The 23,023-nt window shown below is 40.1% G+C and carries 17 protein-coding genes and 2 tRNA genes; 13 read left to right on the forward strand and 6 right to left on the reverse strand.

What is annotated here, in order from left to right; translation table 11 throughout:
- Positions 1–245 precede the first annotated feature (245 nt).
- Both MsAm2_RS07415 and MsAm2_RS07420 read right to left on the reverse strand, forming a co-directional pair.
- The gene (locus MsAm2_RS07415) at positions 246–1,157 is read right to left on the reverse strand and encodes a hypothetical protein (RefSeq protein WP_338097615.1); all 912 of its coding nucleotides are present in this window, start codon (positions 1,155–1,157) and stop codon (positions 246–248) included.
- A 452-nt stretch (positions 1,158–1,609) separates the two neighbouring features.
- Positions 1,610–2,425 (reverse strand): aspartate dehydrogenase, encoded by an 816-nt coding sequence (locus MsAm2_RS07420; RefSeq protein ID WP_338097616.1) that lies wholly within the window; start codon positions 2,423–2,425, stop codon positions 1,610–1,612.
- A 341-nt stretch (positions 2,426–2,766) separates the two neighbouring features.
- Here MsAm2_RS07420 and MsAm2_RS07425 point away from each other — a divergent pair, with 341 nt between their 5' ends.
- From MsAm2_RS07425 to MsAm2_RS07435, 3 genes are all read left to right on the forward strand, one after another.
- Positions 2,767–3,681 carry a nicotinate-nucleotide diphosphorylase gene (locus MsAm2_RS07425; protein WP_338097617.1) on the forward strand — a complete coding sequence of 305 codons (915 nt, stop codon included), beginning with the start codon at positions 2,767–2,769 and terminating at the stop codon, positions 3,679–3,681.
- Positions 3,682–4,010: 329 nt separating this feature from the next.
- Positions 4,011–5,255: a COG1361 family protein gene (locus MsAm2_RS07430; protein ID WP_338097618.1), complete on the forward strand. Its 1,245-nt coding sequence runs from the start codon at positions 4,011–4,013 to the stop codon at positions 5,253–5,255.
- A 294-nt stretch (positions 5,256–5,549) separates the two neighbouring features.
- Positions 5,550–6,677 (forward strand): FtsZ/tubulin family protein, encoded by a 1,128-nt coding sequence (locus tag MsAm2_RS07435; protein WP_338097619.1) that lies wholly within the window; start codon positions 5,550–5,552, stop codon positions 6,675–6,677.
- A gap of 966 nt (positions 6,678–7,643) precedes the next feature.
- Here MsAm2_RS07435 and thiC read toward each other — a convergent pair.
- On the reverse strand, positions 7,644–8,951 hold the full coding sequence (gene thiC, locus MsAm2_RS07440; protein ID WP_338097620.1) for a phosphomethylpyrimidine synthase ThiC: 1,308 nt from the start codon (positions 8,949–8,951) through the stop codon (positions 7,644–7,646).
- Positions 8,952–9,300: 349 nt separating this feature from the next.
- The gene (locus MsAm2_RS07445) at positions 9,301–10,833 is read right to left on the reverse strand and encodes a tetratricopeptide repeat protein (protein ID WP_338097621.1); all 1,533 of its coding nucleotides are present in this window, start codon (positions 10,831–10,833) and stop codon (positions 9,301–9,303) included.
- 590 nt (positions 10,834–11,423) lie between these two features.
- Between MsAm2_RS07445 and purH the strand changes: the two genes are divergently transcribed.
- From purH to gpmI, 5 genes are all read left to right on the forward strand, one after another.
- Positions 11,424–13,049 carry a bifunctional phosphoribosylaminoimidazolecarboxamide formyltransferase/IMP cyclohydrolase gene (gene purH, locus MsAm2_RS07450; RefSeq protein ID WP_338097622.1) on the forward strand — a complete coding sequence of 542 codons (1,626 nt, stop codon included), beginning with the start codon at positions 11,424–11,426 and terminating at the stop codon, positions 13,047–13,049.
- A gap of 68 nt (positions 13,050–13,117) precedes the next feature.
- Complete coding sequence (locus MsAm2_RS07455; RefSeq protein ID WP_338097623.1) at positions 13,118–14,497, forward strand: MATE family efflux transporter; 1,380 nt, start codon at positions 13,118–13,120, stop codon at positions 14,495–14,497.
- Positions 14,498–14,810: 313 nt separating this feature from the next.
- Positions 14,811–15,173, forward strand: coding sequence for an STAS-like domain-containing protein (locus MsAm2_RS07460; protein ID WP_338097624.1), 363 nt, complete (start codon positions 14,811–14,813; stop codon positions 15,171–15,173).
- On the forward strand, positions 15,170–15,748 hold the full coding sequence (locus tag MsAm2_RS07465) for a hypothetical protein (protein ID WP_338097625.1): 579 nt from the start codon (positions 15,170–15,172) through the stop codon (positions 15,746–15,748). The genes MsAm2_RS07460 and MsAm2_RS07465 overlap by 4 nt, the downstream gene beginning before the upstream one ends.
- Before the next feature lie 180 nt (positions 15,749–15,928).
- Positions 15,929–17,539 (forward strand): 2,3-bisphosphoglycerate-independent phosphoglycerate mutase, encoded by a 1,611-nt coding sequence (gene gpmI / locus MsAm2_RS07470; protein ID WP_338097626.1) that lies wholly within the window; start codon positions 15,929–15,931, stop codon positions 17,537–17,539.
- Between the two features lie 87 nt (positions 17,540–17,626).
- On the opposite strand, the gene MsAm2_RS07475 is transcribed toward gpmI, so the two are convergent.
- Positions 17,627–18,196: a DNA-3-methyladenine glycosylase I gene (locus tag MsAm2_RS07475; protein WP_338097627.1), complete on the reverse strand. Its 570-nt coding sequence runs from the start codon at positions 18,194–18,196 to the stop codon at positions 17,627–17,629.
- Between the two features lie 169 nt (positions 18,197–18,365).
- Between MsAm2_RS07475 and MsAm2_RS07480 the strand changes: the two genes are divergently transcribed.
- Complete coding sequence (locus tag MsAm2_RS07480; protein ID WP_338097628.1) at positions 18,366–18,974, forward strand: undecaprenyl diphosphate synthase family protein; 609 nt, start codon at positions 18,366–18,368, stop codon at positions 18,972–18,974.
- Between the two features lie 18 nt (positions 18,975–18,992).
- A complete protein-coding gene (locus tag MsAm2_RS07485) occupies positions 18,993–19,685 on the forward strand; it encodes a hypothetical protein (protein WP_338097629.1) in 693 nt (230 codons plus the stop codon).
- A 2-nt stretch (positions 19,686–19,687) separates the two neighbouring features.
- Here the strand turns inward: MsAm2_RS07485 and MsAm2_RS07490 are convergent, their stop codons facing one another.
- Positions 19,688–20,869 (reverse strand): redox-regulated ATPase YchF, encoded by a 1,182-nt coding sequence (locus MsAm2_RS07490; RefSeq protein WP_338097630.1) that lies wholly within the window; start codon positions 20,867–20,869, stop codon positions 19,688–19,690.
- Between the two features lie 244 nt (positions 20,870–21,113).
- On the opposite strand from MsAm2_RS07490, the gene MsAm2_RS07495 reads away from it, so the two are divergent.
- From MsAm2_RS07495 to MsAm2_RS07505, 3 genes are all read left to right on the forward strand, one after another.
- Positions 21,114–22,520, forward strand: coding sequence for an AI-2E family transporter (locus tag MsAm2_RS07495; RefSeq protein WP_338097631.1), 1,407 nt, complete (start codon positions 21,114–21,116; stop codon positions 22,518–22,520).
- A 193-nt stretch (positions 22,521–22,713) separates the two neighbouring features.
- Positions 22,714–22,785, forward strand: a tRNA-Arg gene (locus tag MsAm2_RS07500).
- A 155-nt stretch (positions 22,786–22,940) separates the two neighbouring features.
- Positions 22,941–23,012, forward strand: a tRNA-Arg gene (locus MsAm2_RS07505).
- Positions 23,013–23,023: the final 11 nt, after the last annotated feature.

Below are 23,023 nucleotides of genomic sequence, written 5' to 3' on the forward strand. Positions count from 1 at the left end.
GTTTTGATTGTTTTTTTGTTTTGATTGTTTTTTTGTTTTGATTGTTTTTTTGTTTTGATTGTTTTTGTTTTGATTGTTTTTGTTTTGATTGTTTTTGTTTTGATTGTTTTTTTGTTTTGTTTGGTTTTTTGTTTTTTTAATATTTCGCTTTGTTCGCTATTGTTTTCTATTTTTTGTTTTTGTTTTTATATTACGGATTTTGTCGGAACGTAAAAGATGTGAGTGTTTTACTCAATCATGCCGATTTATTCGTGTTTATTCGAAAATTCGGCCAGTCCCCCTTTTTCAAATCCATAACTCTTGAGTGAATGTCCCATTATCGGGACCCGAGCCGCAAATATGGCCGGTGTTGATAAACATAAAATCATAAAACGTGTGTTTTCAGATTCAAAATGAACGAAACCGGAACCGAAATGGCTGGAACCAAAAATGTCGGAGTTGGAATTTTTAGAATTAGAATAGCCGGACTCCAAATCATCCGATTCGGAAGCGTTGAATTCAAACCCGCTGAACGTTGAGTTTCCGGGTTTAAACAATTCATCCGCCGCATCTGTTCCTTTCAGGGAACGGATATAAAAAGTATAGGAATAACCCTGCGGATTTAGAATTTCGTGTCCGCTGTCAAACAAATCTAAAACAGGCTCTTGTATTGTTACAAGATAAGTGTTTGTTCCCGAAAATAATTCAAAGGAAACGTGACTGCTGTTTACAAAGCCGCCGGACCCGGGGAGAGTGTAATAAACTTTTAATTCTCCCGGGTGAATGGTTTCACCGTTATCGGGGGTGAGCAAAACCCTCAGATAAGAAGTAGATTCACGTTTCTCATAGTCATAAAATGAAACGGTAATGTCAATCGGATCGGCCGGAGGCGGATGAGCCAACGTGGTTGGATTAATTTCGCCTTCCAATGAGACCTTCGTTTTGGAAGGAAGACTCAAAGAGGAGTAAAAGTCACCGGAAAAGGAAGCAGATTCCACGCTTTGGGGATGTTCTTCCTCGTAAAGGTCGTTGCTGACCGTTCCTGCCGTAATCGTACAATTGTGACAGGTAAATTCATGAGAAGGATCCACCGGATCGGAGGCCACATACAGGACCAAAAACAAAGCTATCAAACTCAAAAGTCCGAGTCCAATTTCGTTTTTAATCAAATTTCTCATGAAGGCCGCCTCGAAACATATTGAAATGTTTTGTCAAAAGAATACCTGTAAAGAATTAAATGATAATTATTATTAAATAGAAATATATCAAAATATATAAAATTTTCTGAAAAAATCATAGAAAAACAAAATTTATTTTTAAAGTTAAACCGATAGATAGAGAGGCTAAAGTTGAAAAGTTTTGTTTATTTTTTGTGAAAAAGATATATCAGACAACACGAATAAAAATTAATTAGATGCCTGAATTTATGGAACCACTATTTAGATGCCTATATAGAATAAATTGTTAGAAAAATGCCTGTTATTTAAAAACCAGAGTCAGAAGAGATTTCAATAAAACCGGTCAATAAAACTGGTCAATAAAAACAAACAAAAAAAATAAAAAAAAATAAAAAAACGAACAAAAAAAATGAACAAAAAATAAAGAGATGGCAGAAAGATTTATTCTGCCGTCAGATTCCGATCTGAATCGGATTGGTAATTCTTTTCAGCATGGAAATGGTGGACAATGCCGCCAGATAACTGGTTTTCGGATTTTGCGGAGAAGGTTTGTTTTCAATGGTCATTTTCATGTGTCCGAACTCACCGAAAACCTCCAGCTCGTGAATGTTTTCATGAATATTCGGGTCGGCAATAATTCGAACGACCGTTTTTTCAAAACCGATACCGCAAAGACTGATTGTCGCACAGATGTTGACGTTTTTGGGAAAGGCCACCACCGCATCTGCCGCCTTTCCTTCAAAAAGAAGAATCGGTTCTTTGATTTGAGACAAATCGATTTTTTTCTCCAAAAGGTACGGAGAACCAATGAGTCCGGAAACTGGCTTTCGTGTCGTGACCGTGACGGAATTTAAGCCGGCGACAGCTGCGGATTTTAAGCCGTCTGTTCCCGCAATGGCCCCGGACGGAATATAAACTTTACAATCATGTTGAAGCGCCGTCTTTTGAAGCAAGGCGTAAAAATCCCGGTTTTGAAGAGCGCCGGCGCTTAAAATCATCAGGTCGCATCCGTTGCTTAAAATCGGCGGCGCGTACTTTAAAACCGCCTCTTGGGATGCACATTCGACAATTAAATCACATATTTCAGATAATTGTTCCGGATTTAATTTTTGGGGAGAGGCATTCTTTAATTCCGACAAAACGGAATTCACTTTTTCGCCGGAAAAATCAAAAATTCCGGTAAGCTCGGCCTCAATAAATCCGGAATCAATAGCCATGCAAATTTGAGAACCGATAAAACCGCATCCGATCACTCCGATTTTAATCACGAAATCCTCTCCAAAAATCAATTTTTACGAAATCAAAAACCCCATTGAATAATTTGAATTTATTTGGATTTATTTGAACAAAATATTGAACAATATACAATGACAAGATATACAAACGTTGTATAAAACAACGTAAAACATCACAAGCAATGTACAATAATAATATACAAAAAATAAAATGATTCGGTTTGAATGAAAAGAATAAAACGATTAGATATACTTTTTGAGTGAGAACTAAAAGTTCGGAAATGAAGTTAAAATCAAAAGGATTAAAAAGATTAAACGGATTGAAATATTGATTCAACTCAATCATGATACTTTTCGAAAAAAGAAGGAATGAAATGATATTCACAAAGGAAATTGAGATTTTCTTAGAAGAAGACCTCAAAGATGACGATCTTTCTTGCACGCTTGTTTTCAATAAGCCGGTCAATGCCGTCATATTCACAAAGCAGGAGTGTGTGGTTTCCGGAATTGAAATTGCAACGGCTGTTCTGGATTACCTGAATATATCTTACAGTGTGAAAAAAAATCCGGGAGACTGCGCAAAACCAAACGATGTTTTGTTGGAACTGGCCGGAGACTCGGTTGCGATCTTACGGGCGGAACGCCTGGTTTTAAATTTCCTGTCCCGGCTCTGTGGAATTGCAACCAACACCCGCAGCTATGTGGAAATTGTTGAAAAAAGTGTTTCAACGTACAATATCCGGCAAAAAACTAAAACCGGCTCACCGAATCCATCTTCTCAAACGAATCAAACCGCTTTGCCCCTTCTGCCGCCCAAAATTGCAGCTACCCGAAAAACCACACCCGGAATCCGCAAATTTGAAAAGAAAGCTGTTGTGGACGGGGGTGGAGACGCGCACCGTTCCAATCTGGCGGATTTGGTGATGATTAAAGACAATCATATTGAAATTATGGGATTGGAAAATGCTTTTTGGGAAGCGAAGAAAAAAGCATCGTTTTCTAAAAAAATAGAGATAGAAGCCGAAAATCCCGAACAAGCACTTTTGGCCGCATCCTTAGGTGCCGATATCGTAATGTTGGACAACATGACTCCGGCGCAAATCCGAAAAACCGTTTCTCTTTTGACGGAAAAAGGATGGCGGGACAAAATCCTGATTGAAGTATCGGGCGGCATTTCAAAAGAGACCCTCAGCGAATATGCCATTCTTGGTATAGATGTCATTTCGCTCAGCGCCGTCACCAACGACGCCAAATGGGTGGACATCAGTCTGGAAATTCAAAAAAAATGAGACGTCTGCAAATTACCTTTTACAAATAATTTTCATTTCATAAATATTAAATAAAATAAATTGGTTTAAGACATATACAACAATATTTTTAAAGGAACTTGAAAAATTGTTTTCACCTCCATGTTCCTGTTTTTAAATTTGTCGTGGATAAATTCTCATTAAATATTCTGAAATAAATTTGTCGTGGATAAATTCTCATTAAATATTTTTGAAATAATCCATTGAAATGACGCGGAATTATTGAATGATTACGGATGATTGTGGATTTTGGTTATTATTGAAAAGAAACTATTCTTAAAAAACGAAAAACAAAAAAGAGAGGAATCACTTTGAAAACTAAAAATGTTGCCATACTGGCTGCACTTCTTGTATTATGCTTTATTTTTGCGGCAACGCCGGCGACAGCCTATGAAGTTACGGATTGGATCAATAGCGGTGACGGGTACCAAATGAATAATATCGTCATTGATGCGATTGTCGGGGTTTCCGATGACGATGTCAATGACAGCAGCGCTCAAATATCCATTTGGGAATGGAAAAATGACAAATGGACACAAATCGGCAGCGCTTCCAAACTTCAAATTAACGGAACCGCCAACTTCACCGCCACCGATGGAAACTATACCATCAAGGCCGAAGATTTCCGGGCCAGCGGCCGTGGAAGTGTTAAATTAAACATGTGGACAAATGCTGAAGTGACCACCAACCGGTATGTAACCGGCGGGCACACCAAAGTAGAAGGAACCGGAAAACCGATTTTGAAAATAACAAAAATCGCGAGCCCAACCACGATGAGTGTGGACGGAATCGTCACTGTGACCGTGTTTGTGGAGAACACCGGAAAATATGAAGCGTTGAATGTCACCGTGTCGGACCCGTCTCAGGAAATGTTCGTGTTAACCGGAACGTCCATCAATAAAACCAATATCAAATCCATTGATATCGGGGAAAATGAAACCGTTCTGATGTATACGTTAAAAGCGACGGCGCCCGGGTCTTATACGCTCAAAAATGTGACAGTATCGGCCGCAAACTCTGCCGGAACCCGGTATGATTACACGCCGAATGGAACGGTAACGGTGACCGTTGAAGAACTTCCGGCACTTGAATTTAATAACAGTTTCAGCGGAAATACGGTGGACTATCAAACCCGTTCCAAAATTGACGGTGTTCTCCGGATTCGAAATATTGGAACGGCGCCGGCTCAATTCGTCAGTGTTGAATTTATTTTGCCGCCCGGAGCGACCGTGAGCGGAAAAAACATAACGGAAGCCAATGGTAAATCGACGGTGTACATCGACCAGATTTCGCCCAACAATGAAAAAGTGATTGAGTATTCCATCGGTGCGACATCGGAGGGATATTACAATATCACGGGAACGTATAATTACACCTACAACGGCGCCGCCAAAAGCGGTAATTTGGGAACCATCACATACACCGCGGTGGGCAACAATGCCATCCAAACCGTGACAGACCTTCCCGGATACCCGTATATTTTCATTGTTCCGGTCATACTTGTTTTGGCTGTCGCGTTCTTCTTCTGGAGACGGCACAGAGAATACAAGTTTTAACGACCCATGACAACGTTAAATTAAATTTTAATTAAAAAACGAACTGCTCCCAAAAAAGGAGCAGTGATTCCTTATTTTTTGCGGGATATTATATTCTAAGTAAATATATATAATTATTTCAACTTATTATTTAGGAACGTGAGTTATTTAACCGAAAAGTTTCCTTAAAGTATAAAGTAACTCTAAAGTATGAAGTCCCCTTAATTCAACAGCCATATAGAAATCATAATCACATAAATTACAAATTATCACAATTTATGATTAACTCGTTTTACCTTTTTGGAGGAATTTTTTTTGCTGAATGTTTTAATTATCGGAAACGGTCAATGCGGAAACCGGATTTTAGACGCGATTAACAAACAAGCGATGAATCGCGGATCTTCCGCCAAGGAAGCCAGCGGCGGACTTGCGAAATATATCTCAAAGCACAAATATCACAGCAATGTTCAAACGGTGGCCATCAACACGGCCATTAACGACTTAAAGGAAATGAGATACACCAAAGCGAAAGACCGGATTCATATCAAGAACCTTCACGGGGTCGGTGCAAACCGGACTTTGGGAAAGGAAGTTTTTGAGCAGCAAAAAGGAACCATTTTAAGAAACATTGAAGAGCGCGGCAATTTCGATGTGGCTTTTGTCATTACATCCGCATCCGGCGGAACCGGATCTTCTTTTACGCCACCTTTAATTGACGAACTGAAAAAAGTTCATGATTTCCCGATTTATGCTGTTGTGGTTCTTCCGTTCCGGGAAGAAGGGACGCTTTATCTTCAAAACGCCGCATTTATGCTTAAAGAGTTGCGGGACGGTCCTTGCGACGGTGTGATTTTGGCCGACAATCAATATTTAAAATCCATCGGCGGAAATGTTCAGGACGCGTACGACGGAATTAACGCGATGATTGCGCGCCGTCTCATTTTCCTCTTAGATTCGTTGGACAGCGAAATGATGATGGTAACGGATTTGGGAGACTTTAAGACGGTGATGAAAGGTGGCGCAGGTCTTGCAACCATCGGATATTTCAGGCCGGAAAGTGAAATGCCGATTCGAAATGTGATTCAAAACGCATTGTCTCCGCGTGGTCTTTTGTTCTCTACGGACGTTTACAAGGAAGCGGGCCGTGCCATGATTATTTTAAAGGGCGACAAAAAATACTTGGGAATGGATGATGTCTCCGCCGAAGTTGAAAAATTAACCGGCGCTGTCGGCCATGTCTTTAAAGGATTGATTGTCGAAAACGGAAGCCTTCCGGAAGCCCTGTGTGTTTTGACATTAAATTCCGCCGAAGAATTGGAATCTTTATATGAAGGCGCTGTGACAGCGATTGGTATTGAAAAAGACAAAAAAGACCGTGTGAAGAAGAAAAAAGAATTGGAATCCACATTCATGACAATTGATGGAATGGACCCGGAATACTAATTATTTAAAGTATTAAGAGTCAAAACAAAAAATAATTTTTCTCTTTTTTTGTTTTTTTCCGTTTTCTTTTTTTCCCGTTTTCTTTTTTTCCCGTTTTCTTTTTCCAGTTTTCTTTTTTTCCCGTTTTCTTTTTCCAGTTTTCTTTTTTTCCCGTTTTTTTCTTTATTCTCTCATTCTCTTTTTTTAATTTTTTTGTTCAGCGGCATGCGCGCTCGATGATATAAGTTTTTAAATTATTTTTCAATAAAACCACGGGTTGTTTTTCAAGATTTTATAAAACAGAGAGTTATTTTTCAAGATTTTAAAAACCAGGGGGACTATTTATGATATTTTATGAAAAATGTGGTCAATCTTGAATATAATTTCAAGACCGATGCTGGCTTTTAAATATAATTTCAAAAAAGAAGAATCGAATAAAAAAGAGAATTTTTCAATTCACGGATGAGGTGAATTGAAAAATATGATTATTTTTGATTTAAACTCGAAAAGAGTTTGTTTGCGGTCTTAAAAACCACGCAAATTATTTCTTTTTAGAGCCGCATGCTGATTTACAGTCTTTCTTTGCATCTGCTTTTGCCGGTGCTGCTTTTGCGTCTTTCTTTGCTGGTGCTGCCATGGAGATTCACCCCCGCATATTTCTGCTTAGTGCAGTAATTTGTCAAAGAATTCAGAGGTATAAAACCTTTTCGGGAAAAAGGATGCAAGACCCTTGAAGAAAAGGACATTCGGATAAAATTTATATTTTAAAGTGACGATACCGATAATTAATTCCATCCTAAAAAGAAAAATGAAATAAACGGCTCCAAAATGACCAAAATATTAATATGTTTGATTTGTGCGTATGCCAGCCCATATTGAAAATAAAAACCCGACAGAAAAAGAAATGAAAAACAAGAAAATGAAATAAAACAAAGATGAGATTAAAAGAATGAAATAAAAACAAGAAGAGAAGAATGAAAATGTTTTTCAAATCTTTTTCGACCCTTTCTTCATACTTCCTTTTTTCATTTCCCGTTCCACAATTTTCATCGCGCATAAATCCCCGCACATGGAACATGCACCGGATTCCGAATCTCGGGATTCTCGAACCGCCCGGGCATGAGCCGGATCAATCGACAAACTGTATTGCGTCTCCCAATCCAAATTTTTTCGGGCTGCCGCCATTTGGTTATCTACAATTTTTGCCCGCTCCCTTTGTCCGTCTTTGACCAAATCCGTCACATGTGCCGCGATTTTTGTTACTTGCATTCCGGTTTTGATGTCGTCCGCGGTCGGAAGTGCCAAATGTTCGGACGGACTGACCATACACAAGAAATCAACACCGGAAGCGCCTGCAACGGCGCCGCCGATTGCGGATGTAATGTGATCAAATCCGGGCGCAATATCGGTCACAATCGGCCCGAGAAGATAAAGAGGCGCGTTGTGACATGTTTGTTTCATGAAAGAAACAATCGCCTGAATTTGGTCGATCGGAACATGTCCCGGTCCTTCGACAAAGGTTTGAACATCTGCGGCACGCGCCCGAAGAACCAATTCTCCGAGAACCAAAATTTCCTCATACATCGGTGCGTCTGAAGCGTCATGAATGCAGCCGGGACGCATGCCGTCGCCGAGACTGAGCGTTACATCGTATTCGCGGGCGATTTCAAGCAAATAATCGAATTCTTGGTAAAACGGGTTTTCAAGAACATTGTGAAGCATCCACGCAACCGTAAAGGAGCCGCCCCGGCTGACAACATCGGTAAGCCTCCCGGATTTCATCAGCTTGGAAACGGTATTTTGATTGATGCCGGCGTGAACGGTCACAAAATCCACACCTTGTTTTGCGTGGCGGCGAACCGCGTTAAACAAATCGTCCGAAGTCATGTCAACGACGACCGACGCGGTCGCGGCGGCATCATAGATGGGAACGGTCCCGACCGGTACGGAAATTTCCGATAAAATCCGGGAGCGGATGGCTTCCAAATCGCCACCGGTGGACAAATCCATGATGGCGCCGGCCCCGTACCGGACCGCTGTTTGTGCTTTGAGGATTTCATCTTCCAAATGAACATAATCGCGCGAGGTTCCGATGTTGGCGTTGATTTTGGTGCTCATCATTTTTCCGATGCCGACCGGCTTTGTATTTCGGCGCACATTTACGTTTTTGGGAATGGTCACCCATCCTTTGGAAATAAAAGAACAGAGTTTTTCCGGATCAACTCCTTCATCGGCTGCGACCGATAGAACCGAATCACTCAAAATTCCGTTTTTACAATCTTTCATGAGAGTCATGGAAAACGCCTATGCTTTTGGGAATATATATCTTTTCGTATCAAATAAATGTCAACGCCGGATAATGAAAGAAATAAATCAAAAAAACGAAACGGAGGAAACTGGCAAAAATCAGAAAAGCGGTACCCGGATTGATTAATTCATAGTTTTAAAAAAAGCCGCCGTTTTTGTTGAAATATTAAAATTTGCGGCCATAACACACGCAATGGCGGCACAGACCCGGAAAAAAAGAGATCAGAAGAGAGGAAAAGAAAAAGGAAAAGAAAAATAAGAAGGAAAAAAAAAAGGAAAAGAAAAAGGAAAAGAAAAATAAGAAGGAAAATAAGAAGGAAAATAAGAAGGGGAAGATTCATTTCTTCGTTTGTTCTTCCGAAAGCCGAAGATTTTCATCCACATTTTCATAATCCGGAGAGATGAATTTTAATTCTTTAAATATTTTTGCCGCATCGGCATATCGCCCCAAATTAAAAAGCGCCCTTGCGTAATTGTCCAATATTTGCGGATTTTGAGGGTCTTCCAAAAGTGCTTTTTCGAAAATGGGAACCGCCTTTTCGTATTCATTCGTTTTCACCAAAATAAGCGCCTTGTTAAAATAGGCCTTGGGATTGAACGGGTCGGCGTGAATCGCGCGGTCAAATTGCATCAGCGCCGACTGATTGTTTTCCTTTCGGGCATAAGCGATGCCAAGCATATTCATAATTTCATAATTAAACGGATCGAGATTTTGCGCTTTGGACAAAACGGCAATGGCCTCATCCAATGCCGGCGAATCTTTGTTGTCCGCAAGCTCCAACTTTAATTTACCGATTTCCTCGTACACCGGAATAAAAGAAGGATCCATCTGCAAAACATAATTAAAAGCGAAAAGCGCCTTTTGCATGTCATTGAGATACAAATAAATTTTTCCCGATTCATATCGGACACTCAAATTTTCAGGCTCGACCGCCAGAATCGAATCAAAAACCAAAATCGCTTTTCTCAAAGAATCCTTGCCGTTCTCATGCATTTCATGCACCCCCCATTTGGAAAGCGCAAAACCCAACCGGATACGCGCGTTCATAAATTGAGGGTCAAGCTCGGCCGCCTTTTCAAAAGAAGCAATCGCTTGCGAATATTTGCGGGTCGCGTCTTGCATGAGACCCAAATAATAATAAATTCCGGCATCGTCCGGACAAAATTCCAGCTCTTTTTGAAGAACCTGTTCAGATTTTTCAAAAGCGCCCAGCTTCATAAAAGCAAAAGACTGATAACTGTACAGCCGGCGGATGTCGTCTTTTAAAAGAGGCATATCGGAATCTTTGCCAAAAAGCATCCCTTCCCGGTCTTCTTTACTTTCATCCGACACCAACCCTTCGAAGCGGTCAATAAAAAGAATGCAGGAAGCTGCCAATTCATCATAAATTCCCAAAGACATCAGACAAACACATTTCAAATCCGCGGCCGAAAATAAATACGGATCCAGTTCAAGCGCGCGGTCAAAATACGCAATAGCCTCATTCAATTTCTTTTGCCGGTACAAAATAAATCCTTTGGAATAGAAATATTCGGCATTTTCCGGACCATATTTCAATGCCTTTTCAACCGATGCCAAAGATTTGGAAAAGTCACCGATTTTTTCCTCCAAAACCGCCTTTTGATTCCAAAAAACATGGTCTTTCGGATAACGAATCAAAATTTCCTCATAGCATTGAATCGCTTTGTCGTACTCATTGAGCTGAACATAAACATAAGCCAAGCTTTCCCATGCCTTTTTGAATTTCGGCATTTCCTGAGACAGCTGCGTAAAAATGTCTTTCGCCTCTAAAAATTGGCCATCCAAAAGAAGCGTCCTTCCTTGCTCAAAACGATTATCCGGCGGATTCATTTCTAAAACCTTTGTCATTTGTCAAATCATTTTAAAAAATTATTCACCACAATACCTGATTTGGCACTTGATCTTTTTTTCCAAAAATCAAAATGGGCCACGAAACATTTTTTAAAAAAATTTGGAAAATCTTACGGATAATTCACAGGCTTCAAAGATTGATAAACATTATTGTCCAAACCCTTCTGAAATAGCCGAAATTTTTAACCGGAGTTTTTCAAATTCGTAACACAAAGTTTTTATTTTATGATTTTCCTCTTTGATAGGTTTCGCATAATTTTGACAGAACAGAAAAACAAATCAGAACAAAACAAATTAAGACAAGCAGATCAGACAAACAAGTCCGAACAAACAAATTAAGACAAACAATAATTTTTCAAAATTGTTGAAAAAGGCTGTTGATTTGTTTTTATGTATACCATTTAAACATACCATTTATACATACCATTTATACATATCATTTATGCATACCATTTATGCAGATTGATATTATTTTTTCCGTACATTCATATTTTTTCGTAGTCATATGATTACTGTATTTTTCATGGATTGTAATTGATATTTAAGAAATCCGAATCGGATTTTTGAAAAAAATAGTGGTGATTTTTTTGGTCAAAAGAGCACTCATCAGTGTTTCCGATAAAACGGGCATCGTCGATTTTACAAAAACATTAGTCGCTCACAACTTTGAAATTATTTCAACCGGCGGGACTGCAAAAACCCTTCGAGAAGCCGGGATTTCCGTCATGGATATATCGGACGTCACCGGATTTCCTGAAATGATGGATGGGCGCGTCAAAACCCTTCATCCGAAAATTCATGGCGGCATCCTGTATTTAAGAGACAATTCCCAACATGTCAACCAAGCCGGAACTCACGGAATTTCCCCCATAGATATGGTCGTCGTTAATTTGTACCCGTTTAAAGAAACCGTTGCAAAAGACGGCGTGACACTCAACGATGCCATCGAAAATATTGACATTGGCGGACCGACACTTCTTCGGGCGGCTGCAAAAAATTACACCTTCGTAACCGTTGTATGTGACCCGGCCGACTATTCCAAAATTGAAAATGAATTAAAGGCGGGAGAAATCACCCTGTCTTTAAAAGAAAAATTGATGGTCAAGGCTTTTCGGCACACCGCGGATTATGATGGCGCGATTGATACGTATTTGAGCCGGACGCTTCTCCAAGAAAAGGTCAAACGTTTCTCGTTTGTCGGCGGCGAAAAATTGCGCTACGGAGAAAACTGGCATCAAGACGCATCTTTTTATAAAGACGTACGGTGCGGCGGCCCCAGCCTTTCCAACGCGACACAGCTTCACGGAAAAGAACTTTCCTATAACAATTACATTGACATTGACAACGCACTCCTGACATTAAAAGACTTAAACAGTGAAAATCCAAGCGTTGTTATTGTCAAACACAACAACCCATGCGGTCTGGCCACCGGAAAAACCCTTAAAGACGCCTTTTTGGCGGCTTGGGACGGGGATCCTGTATCGGCTTTCGGAAGCATTATTTGTGTCAACCGGATTTTTGACGTGGAAACTGCAAAATGTTTGGAGAAAAAATTTATTGAAATCATTATCGCACCCGGTTTTGACAAAACCGCCCTTGAGATTTTGAAAAACAAAAGTGAAAGCCTCCGGTTGCTGGAACTCAAAGATTTTGAAAAACCGTATGATAATGAATTTACATACAAACATGTCACAGGCGGCCTTTTGGAGCAAACGCGAGACATCGGTTTGTTTGAAAAATGGGATTGCGTCACAAAAGCTCAATTCCCGGATTCCAAATCCGGACTTTCAAAATTCGCAATGAGCGCCTGCAAATGCATCAAATCCAATTCCATTTCCATCGCATTTGAATATGAATCGGGATACTACATGCTTCTCGGAATGGGGGCGGGACAACCCAACCGTGTCGACTCCATTCGTAAGCTGGGCGCGCCCAAAGCCTGCGCCAACTTAAAAATCATGTACGACCGGATGAATGCCGTAACACCGATGAAAATTTCGTTTGACGAATACAAGACTCAAGTCTTTTCGGAATGTGTCATGGCGTCAGATGCCTTTTTCCCGTTTGACGACAGTGTGGTTTACGCAAGCGAGGCCGGACTGAAATACATTTTGTCACCGGGCGGATCCATCCGGGACGACGAAGTCATTGCCACCGCCAACCGTCTTGGTGTTTCGCTTGTGTTTACCGGCATGCGGCACTTCTTACATTAAATGGACCGTTGCTGATTTAAGATCGAATGTTTATTTTTTCGATTTTTAAAATAATCCCCTGAATCGCTATGACCAACAAACTGGATTTAATGGAAAACGGAAGCGTCAAAAAAGCACTGGCTTGGCTGGCCGCACCGGCAATCATCGCTTTGGTGATTCAGACTCTTTATGGGGTTACAGATACTGTTTTTGTCGGCCATGGTCTTGGAGACAACGGTGTTCTCGGACTGGGAGCGCTGACGATTGCATTTCCGATCGTATATCTGATTATTGCCGCGTCTTCCGGTGTCGGTGTCGGTGGATCTTCTTATATTTCCCGTGGTTTTGGCGCGAAAGATTTGGACCGCGTCAAAAAGGGTGTCGGGAACATGATTATTTTAGGATTGGTTGTCAGTTTGATTTTTACCGCCGGCGGAATTTTCCTGTTGGAACCGCTTCTCAACCTGTTTGGAGCCACCGAAAGCATTTTGCCGTTTGCCAAAGAATACATGTTTTGGATCTTGCTCGGATGCGTGTTTCAAGTCATGACGATTGTCTTAAGTGCCGTGGTCATGGCGGAAGGGAATTCAACATACATCATGGTCATGTATATTGCCTCCAGCCTGACCAATATTGTTTTAGATTACGTTTTCATCTTTATTTTCGACTGGGGAATTGCCGGCGCCGCAATTGCAACTGTTATTGCCCAAATGCTCAATTTTATTATTTTGATCGTATACCTGTATTCTGTCAGCAGCTTAAAATTCAATATCCGATGGATTGTTTTTAACAAAATTGTTTCGTTTGATATTGTAAAAGTAGGCGTTTCCGAGTTTGTCCGGGAAGGATCTTTGTCCATCATGTTTATTCTCATCAATCACAATTTGGTGGTCTACGGGGACGATGCCGCAATTGCGATTTTCGGGCTCATCAACCGTATTTTCGGAGTCGCGATTTTGCCGGTCATTGGCCTGATTCAGGCCATGATTCCGCTGACCGGATTTAATTACGGTGCCAAAAATTATGAGCGGGTGCGTGAGTTTTTCAAAACGGCAACTTTGTGGGCTGTGGCCAGCAGTCTTGTTTTGGGAATTATCAGTTACGTGTACACTGCCGAAATTTTCGCGCTTTTTACAACCGATGCCGTCCTCATTGAAGAAGCTGTGATTGCGTATTGGATTGCGGATTTGAGCATTCCGATTGTTGCATTTATGATTGCCGGATCCGCATTTTTGCAAGCGCTTGGAAAAGCCAAAGAGTCCTTCTTTTTGACAATTGCGCGTCAAGTATTGATTTTGCCGGTCATTGCCGTCGTCCCGATTTTTTTGGGACTGATGGGCGTTTGGGTGTCATTTCCAATCGTGGATACGCTGGCCGGGATTTTGACATTGTGGTTTGTCCTACGGCAATGGAAAATACTCAAAAAAGAAGAAGAGGAATACAAGGAAAAGAAGGCATCCGTTTTGTAAATTTTTGAAATCCTGCCGGATTCTTTTTGTTTAATTTTTGTCTTTTTGGTTTAATTTTTATTTTTCAGTTTATTTTTCTGTTTTGTTTTTCTGTTTTGTTTTTCTGTTTTGTTTTTTCTTGCTTTTAGCGGCGGCACGCGCGCGATGGCTGCAATTTTTTGAATTATTTTCAATAAAAACGACGGTGAATTTTACACATTATTTTCAACAAAAATAGCGTTAATTTTTTACTTTATTTAGATTTTGTCTTTTGAAAAAAATCGTAATGGATATATAGGAATTCTTCCTTTTTTTTAAAAGAAGAGGGGAAATAATGATTCGAATAAAAGTTAAAGATTTTGTTTCCACCGCATTTTCGTATAGCGACGCTGAAATTGTTCGTTTGGAAATGGATAAATATCTAAAAGCCGGAGAAAACGTAACCGTCGACTTTTCCGAAATCGATAATTTTACAGCATTGTTTTTAAAAGTCGCGTTAACCGAGCACCTCAGTTCAATGTCGGTTGAAGAATACAATCAGCGGATTCAAGTTGAAAATTTGACGGATCTTGAAGAACTTGTGTACACCCAATGTTTCAAAACGGCCGCCAAGTTTTACAGTTTGACGCCGGAAGAAAAAGAAATACGATTGCAATGCATTAATGAAGCTATGGAAGAACTGGGGGGTTCCTATTGATTTACCCTATTTATCCGGTTTCTGAAACTAAGAAAAATGAAAATTTTTTTATCGATGCGAATGTCCTTTTATTTCTTTATGTGGATGATATGGACCAATATCAAAATGCTCACAAGATTCAAGTGTATTCGGATTTTGTGAAAAATCTTCAAAGAAATGGGAACTCTTTATTTGTTTCCGTACTGAATTTACAAGAAGTGCTACATGTCATTGAAAAACAGGAATATGTGAACTATTGCAAAATCAATCATTCCAAAATAAAAATGAAAAGTTACCGCCGAAATGATAACGAAAGAAAAGATTTAAAAATCAAATTGGGTTCCGTTCTTCAACAAATTGTGAAAAATTATTCCATTCAAGGGGGCTGCGTAACACTCCAGGAAATCGATAAATTTGTTTCAAGCTTCGACACGCACCTGTATGACCCGATTGATTTTTTTGTCATTGATGCGCAATGTTCCAAAACACAATGTTTGGACCAATATTTTAATTACGTGACGGATGATTCCGATTTCAAAAGTAATTTTATTTTTAAAACGAATCCGTATGTGAATTTATACACCTTAGGAGGTTAAAACAAAAACAGTAAATAAATTTATTTTTTCAATTCTTCTTTTCAATTCTTCTTCCAATTCTTCTTCCAATTCTTCTTCCAATTCCTCTATCATTTATTTTCAGTTTATTTTTTATGTTTAATTGCATCTTTTGACCGATTCATCCAAAGATTCAAATCTTTTCTTTTTCTTTTTATGCTCATGACAAATATTTCCAACAAGAATGATTTTTCTCAAAAATCACCCCTTCTTCTTATGATTTTAGATGGCTGGGGATTTAAACCGGAGGAGGACGGAAACGCTGTTGCCGCCGCCCGCACTCCAAATCTGGATTTTTACGAACAACATTATCCGGTTTGCCTTTGCGAAGCCTCCGGCGAAGCAGTCGGACTTCCGGCAGGCCAGATGGGAAATTCCGAAGTCGGGCACTTAAATATGGGTGCCGGCCGCATTATTTACCAAGACTTGACGCTGATTCACAAGGAAATCCAAGACGGAAATTTCTTTAAAAATCCGGTTCTGCTCAAAGCGATTGAAAATGCCAAACAAAATGGAACCGCCCTCCACCTCATGGGTCTTGTGTCCTATGGCGGTGTTCACAGTCATTTGGACCACTTAAAAGCGCTCCTGACGCTTGCGAAAAAAGAAGGACTGGACCGCGTTTTTGTTCACGCGTTTTTAGACGGGCGGGATGTTGCGCCGACGTCGGCACGCTCGGATTTACAAGATTTGGATAATTTTATGGTTCGAGAAGGCGTCGGAAAACTCTCGACCGTCATGGGAAGATATTATGCGATGGACCGTGACAAACGCTGGGAGCGGACAAAAATCGCGTATGATGTCCTGACCATGGAAAAACCAATAAGTCCGGTAAATGTTGTTTACACAGATGATTGGAAAAGCGCACTCGAACAATCTTTTGAAAAGGGAGAAACGGATGAATTTGTTAAACCGATTGCGTTAACGGACAGCGCCAAAAAACGTATTTCCGCGATTTCAAACAAAGATTCCGTCATATTTTTCAATTTCCGCCCCGACCGCGCCCGCCAGTTGACATACGCTATGACCCTCCACGATGATGAATTTACAGGTTTTGCCCGGCAAAACCGTCCGGATGTGTATTTTGTAGGCATGACTCAATATGATGAAGAATTAAAAATTCCGATTGCGTACCCTCCAAAAGACATTCAAAACACACTTGGAACCTATCTTTCATCCTGCGGCAAACACCAACTTCGGATTGCTGAAACCGAAAAATACGCACATGTCACTTTTTTCTTTAACGGCGGCGTAGAAGAGCCAAATCTTTTGGAAGAGCGGATTTTGATTCCGTCCCCCAAAGTGGCAACTTATGATGAAAAACCGGAAATGAGCGCCTACGAAGTCACCGACACCCTTCTCTTGGCCATAGATGAAAACAAATATGACTTTATTGTCCTGAATTTCGCCAACATGGATATGGTCGGACACACCGGGATTTTTGAGGCGGCCGTTTGCGCGGTGGAAACTGTAGATATTTGTGCCGGAAAATTGGTAAAAAAGGTTTTGGAAAAAGACGGCGCCGTGATTATTACGGCCGACCACGGAAACGCGGAACAAATGGTGGATGAAAAGAAAAAACCACACACCGCCCACACGACAAATCCCGTCAAGATCATTTACATCAATGACAAAAATAAGGATGAGAAGGGCTGTCCGGTTCAAACTCTCAGAAGCGGCGGTAAATTGTGCGATATCGCGCCGACGCTTCTTGAGATTATAGGACTGGAAATCCCGAGAGAAATGACGGGGACGTCGCTTTTGAAAAAATAAATTTAATATTTTTTATTTATTAGAGCTGAGGAAAGATGCATGAGTAAGAGAAAAATGGTTATGAATAATCTGCTGAATAATTCTATATCAGCTTATCACCTCATTATGCAAAAAACAATCTGTATGGTCGTTGACAACGCCGACCGCTTGCAGATAAGCATAAACGATGGTGGAGCCGACGAATTTAAACCCGCGTTTTTTCAATTCTTTGCTGATTTTGTCGGACAAATCTGTTTGTGCCGGAATTTCAGATATGGATTGCCAACTGTTTTGAATGGGCTTGTTATCCGTAAAAGCCCATAAAAAATTGTCAAAGCTTCCAAACTCTTCTTGAATTTTCAAAAAAGCTTGCGCGTTTGTTACGGCTGAATTGATTTTGAGTCGGTTTTTGATGATTCCGGAATTGGTCATGAGCGCTTCGATTTTTTCCGAATCATAGGTTGCAACCACAACCGGATCAAAGTTGTCAAAGGCTTCCCGAAAGGTTTCCCGCTTTTTTAAAACCGTGATCCAACTCAGACCCGCTTGCATGCCTTCCAAAATCAGCATTTCAAACAAATGGCGATCGTCATGGACAGGTCGGCCCCATTCATTATCGTGATAATCCTGATACAAAACATCGCTGTTGACCCAAGCACACCGAACTTTATTTTCCATATTTTGCCGTCCTTGTTTATTTTTTATTTATTTCATACATTTCCATCTTTTGAAAGCGAAACTTTAAGAATGAACATTCATGTAGAGATAAAAATAAAACATCGGATGTTCATATAATTAATCACAACTCAAAAATTTAAATTTTTGAAAAATTCCAGAGTTTGAAAATATGGAAAATGTTTTAAAAACGCTTTTGATTACCGCCAACGAATGCGATTACCTTGAAGAGGGAACGCTTTTCAAAATTGGCGGCCATATTTCATTCATCCAAGAATCCGGAATTGAAAACGTTATTTTCCACGTCGACATTTTGAATGAGATCGGCGGCGAAGACCGCAAACGGTTGATTCGTTTTTTTGAAACGGAAATTGACCGGCATTTTGGAAAACAAGCGGTAATTGTCAGCGGTGACACAAATCTGCCAAAAAATGCCATCCGGCCGGATTTTCCGGTTTATTTCGTCTTGGGACTTGACGGCCGTGCGGAGCTGAAAATGATTTTGTCAAAAATGATTCAAGAAAGCCGGGACAAAACTCTTGACGTTGAAAACATGACAACGGAAGACGTTCAAAAATTCATCGCCGACCACCTGATTTTGCCGATGGAGCCGGATTTGATTTTATCCTGCCATGAGGAAACGTTGACCGATTTTATGCTTTGGCAGACGATTTATTCAGAATACGGTTTTGTTCAAAAAAGTCTGGGCGAACTGACGAAAGCCGATTTAGAAAAAGCGTTTTCGGATTTTAAAAACCGGCAACGGCGCTATGGTGTTTGAAAATTATAGAGGGATTTCATGTATCTTGTTTTTGTTTGCCCAAAATGTAAAAGAAATGCCCAATACTTGATTCCGGGTCATAAAACTGTTGGATGCCAACGCTGTAAATCTATCCTTAAAACGCAATCATTGAATTGGATAGATTCATTCGAAAAAGTTGAAGATGCTCGAAATTTAATGTCAAAACTGCAAGCTGAACTTGATAATCAACCAGACGGAAGCTTCGTTGAAAGAAAAGAAGATGGGACAGCTTACAGAGCATCAACATTTTCATATACAGACCGGCCAAAAAAAGAAAAAATTAAAGAAAAAATATCATTATTAGAAGAACTCAAAAAATACGATGAATTCAAAGAGGATAAAAATTACGAAAAATACAATGATGAGAGTAGCCTTGATGAAGCACAATTTATTGAGAAAAGAAAAATTGAGAAAAACATTAGAGCATTGGAAATAAATGAAGAAGAAATCCAAAAAAAAGATTTAAATAAAAAAATAAGGAAACCACATGAAATATTTTGCCAGATCCTTCTGGAAAAAGGACCTATGACCCGAGAAGACTGTGAAAATTACTGCAAAGAAAAGGGGATTGAACCTGAAAAGTTTAGGATTTTGGAACAAAAACTAAAAGATGAAGGAGAGATCTGCTTTCCAAAAATCAACACGGATGAAAAGAAAACAGTTATCGCTCACGTTTCCAAAAGACATTAATTTTACTTCGCCGTCGACACGATTTTAATCACGTCACCATTTTTCATTTCATGCTTTTCCGCCAGTCTCATTTTCGTTCGGGCGTCGACCGCATACAAAAATTTGTCGCCGATTTCCGAATGGATTTTGTACGCCAAATCTTTACACGTCGATCCCCGCTTGACCAAATACGCATCCGGAAGCATTTCCCCAAGCTTATTCGCCCACTTGCCTTCGTCTTCCACCGGATAGACCACAATCATATCCAAAAGCTCAAAAACCGCATGATGAATGCAATTTTGAACGCCGGTTCCGCCATTTACTTCCAGCAAATGCTCAACCGCTTTTAAGCCTTTTTCCTGAGCCGGACTTAGTGCCGTTTTAATTTCAAACCGGCAATCTCCCGGAATGTAGTTGATGATGCCGGCTTTTGACGCGGATTTTAAAGCCAATTCCGCTGCCGCGCTGATAAAAACAACCGGCTTTTCAATACCGTTGAGTTGATTTCTTGTTTTTTCCGGCGCAACATCGCATTTGTTGGCCGCAATCATCATGGGTTTGCTTTCTTTTCGGATCGCTTGACATACCGCAATCATATCGTCTTCCGTCCAATTTTGAGCTTCCTTGTTGCCAAGTTTCGTTTCATGAAGCGCAAAAAGCGCATGCTCTACCGTCACACCGGCCCCGCTGAGCTGGTCGGCAATCACGTCTTCCAATTTCAAATTCTCCGCCTTAATTTTCCGGGAAAGCTTTGACCAATTCCGGTTGAGAATTTCAAAAAGCCACATTTCAAGTTCATAATCTAAAAAAGCAACATCTTCCGCCGGATTTCGAGACCCGATGTCCACCGGATTTCCTTCCGCGTCGGTGCCGCCTGACGCGTCGACGACATGAATAATTGCCTGTGCCTGCCGGAGGTCATCCAAAAATGAATTCCCAAGGCCTTTTCCTTTGTGCGCGTCTGGAACCAAACCCGCGACATCAATGATGTCAATCGGGACAAAACGAAGGCCATTATCGCATTTGTGACAACGGGATTCTTTTTCCAAACAAGGACACTTCACTTGAACATAAGCGACTCCATGATTGGCCTTAATTGTCGTAAACGGATAATTCGCAATTTCCGCCTCCGCAAGAGTTGCGGCTTTGTAAAATGTTGATTTTCCGGCATTTGGCTTTCCGGCAAGTCCGATGATCATTGACATGTGTCATAAAACGGACTCCAAAGATTTAAACTTTTTACACTTGCATCTATTACAATTTCCAAAAAAAGCAAAAAACTCTATAAATTCGGTCAACAAAAAATTATATTAAATAAATTAATATATTAAACATGAGTTAGGATATAAATAGATAAATAGAATTAAGTGATTCATTTCAAAATGATTTTTAATTTTTAAAATTTAATGGTTGAACAATTTTTTAACGAAACTGTTTTGGTGAATTCAAATGGAATTATCGGTCAACAAAAAAGTTTGGCAATACATGTTCCTTATTTTTGTGCTCTTAATCATTGCAGTCTCGTTTTTGTTTTACCTCAGAGTGGTTTTCATCTCTCTCGTCATTGGTGTTTTGGTCATCATTTTCATTGAGCGTTTGTCCAAAATATTCAACCGGGTCACGGTCAACTATTCCCCGTCCAAAAGAAAAATCATCGCATTCAGCCTTTTTACCATCACTCTGCTATCTGTCGGCGCTGTTGTTGTCAGTCAAGCCTCTTATTTTTCAGATTACTTTAACAGTTTTACAGAAAGTTTGGACAAATTAGATGCGGATTATAACGATACGGCCGGCGAAATCGCCGAAAATTTGACAAATATTTCCGTCGGAGAATTGGGCGAAATGGTTCCCGGAATTGAAAATAATTCCAATTCATCCAAACCGCCGCCGATAAAAGTGAATGAAATTAATAATTCAACCGCCAGCGGTAATGGGAGCAATAATGTCAGCAATAATGGGAATAATACCGCAACCGGAAGCGGCAATGTGAGCAGCCCCGCCGCAAGTAATAACACAACCGGCAGCAATGCGAGTAATAACACAATAGGCGGCAATGCAAGCAACCGCACCGCAAATGAGACAACGCCGACAATTCCCACATTTGATTTTGCAATTACTCGGCAGGATTTGATCCGGTCCATTTTAGTTTCCGGAAGCGGCATCCTTTCTATGACAAAAGAATCCGTCTCCATGTTGATTTCCATTCTTTTCGCGTCATTTTTGATCATTCCGATTATGACCGGCTACTATTTCAAAAGAAAAGGAAAATTCGGAGATAAAATCATCTTCTACACGCCGGACCAATACAAAGACGCCGCCACCCAAACCATCAAACGGATTTTGAAAGACTTGGACACATACGTGTCCATGAAAATTTTGGAAGTTTTTGTTGTATCCTTCCTCTACTGTGTCGGATTTTACATTGCCGGACTGCCGCACTGGCTGATTAGCGGCATCCTGATGGGAATATTTAATACCGCGCCTTACATCGGATTTATTATCCCGGCGCTCCCCATTATTGTTTATTCATATACATTTGGAATGCCCACCATGCTGGCCGTCATTGGAATCATCATTGTCATCCAACTGTTTGACTACTTCTTTATTTTGCCCAACATTGTCACATCGACCATTAAAGTCAGCTCGTTTACATCTGTCATTTTGGCCCTGGCCGGCCTGAAACTGTTTGGTGTATTCGGTCTAATTTTTGCAATGCCGCTCTATATTTTCTGCAAAATTATTTTGATTTCCTTTTATGAGCAATTGGTCATTTTGTACCCGGATCCTACCGATTCTGAAAAATCAGACCTCGTCTCAAAAATAAGTCCGCCCGGCGATGAAAAATTGTCGTCTTAAAATCAAAAAATAAAAACAAAAATAATAATAAATAAAAACAAAATAAAACAAAAATAATAATAAATAAAAAAAACAACTTAAAAATCCATCTCGCGTCAAAAATGACCTGAGACAGCAAAGACCGTCTTTTTTTAAACATGAAAACAAGTTAAGAATAAGATTTATATCATAGATTGCCTATTTGTTGCTCTGTGTCCTGATAGGGTAGTGGATATCCTGGAAGCCTGCGGAGCTTTCGACCTGAGTTCGAATCTCAGTCGGGACGTTCATGTGCGGATTTTTGTAACGGATTTTTAATGCAAAAAAATGTATTAAATTTAAAAGTTGTATTAAAAATCTAAAAATTAAAATCCGCCAAACACCTTTAAAATTAAAATGATTTTCTAATGATTTTTTTATTTATTTAATTCATGTATTCATGTCCCGATAGGGTAGCGGATATCCTGAGAGCCTCCGGAGCTTTCGACCTGAGTTCGAATCTCAGTCGGGACGTTGATTATTAT

Origin of the sequence: Methanolapillus ohkumae (assembly GCF_032594355.1) — an archaeon.
GTDB lineage: Archaea > Halobacteriota > Methanosarcinia > Methanosarcinales > Methanosarcinaceae > Methanolapillus > Methanolapillus ohkumae.